Origin of the sequence: Chromohalobacter sp. 296-RDG, assembly GCF_029889885.1 — a bacterium.
Classification (GTDB): domain Bacteria; phylum Pseudomonadota; class Gammaproteobacteria; order Pseudomonadales; family Halomonadaceae; genus Chromohalobacter.
Map to the genome: position 1 here is coordinate 1 of NZ_JARANY010000250.1, position 954 is coordinate 954.

At 59.2% G+C, this 954-nt stretch carries 1 pseudogene; it reads right to left on the minus strand.

Going from position 1 to position 954, the window contains the following annotated elements:
• Positions 1-606: pseudogene (locus OP495_RS18285) on the minus strand (oxidoreductase); the annotation flags it as partial.
• Positions 607-954: the final 348 nt, after the last annotated feature.

Below are 954 nucleotides of genomic sequence, written 5' to 3' on the forward strand. Positions count from 1 at the left end.
GTATTCGTCATCGCGCTGGTTGGAAAGCGGCGACAAGAACTCATGCAATAGATAGCCATGCGCCGCGTGCAGTTCGATCAGCTCGAAACCGAGACGCTCGGCGCGCTGGGCCGAGGCGACGAAGTTCGCCTTGAGCTGCTCGATATCAGTAAGACTCATTGCCTGTGGTGGACGCTGCCCGTCCTGATACGCGACGGCGGAAGGCGCCACGGTCTGCCAACCGCCTTCGTCCAGGCTTAGCTGGGCGCCGCCGTCCCAGGGTGCCTGGCAGGAGGCCTTGCGTCCGGCATGGCCCAACTGGATGCCGAGCGGCATCGGCGAGTGGGTACGAGCGGATTCGAGTACACGCGCCATCGCCTGTTCGTTATCGTCTGAGTAAAGCCCCACGTCGCCGGAGGTGATGCGTCCTTCCGGCGCGACGGCGGAGGCTTCGACGATTAACAGCCCTGCTCCTGAGAGGGCGAGATGCCCCAGATGAATCTTGTGCCAGTCGGTCATGCTGCCGTTAGCGTCGGCGGAGTATTGGCACATCGGTGAAATGACGATGCGATTGGTCAATTCGAGCTCGCCGAGCGTGAGCGGCGAGAAAAGCTTAGGGGATGCCATGAAAATGTTCCTGAAGCGAATGATGGCAAGAATGTAGCGTGCTAATAATTATTTGGCAATGGCAGGCTGGCATAGCACAGATACCTTCGATATTGTATGTAAAGCTTTTGGCGAGTACGCATCCGCAGTGATTCACACGGCGATACTCGATGGTGATGTAACCCATCCAAGGAGTCGGAACTATGCAGGCAAGATATCGATACGCGGCGTTGGCCATGGGGCTGCCGCTGTTGGCGGTGGCAAGTCCCAGCCAGGCACAAGACAGCGGTTGGCAGGGGAGTTTGGGCGCGGGAGCGATTTACTCTCCCGACTACCTGGGGAGCGACGATTACGAGACCTCCGCGTGGC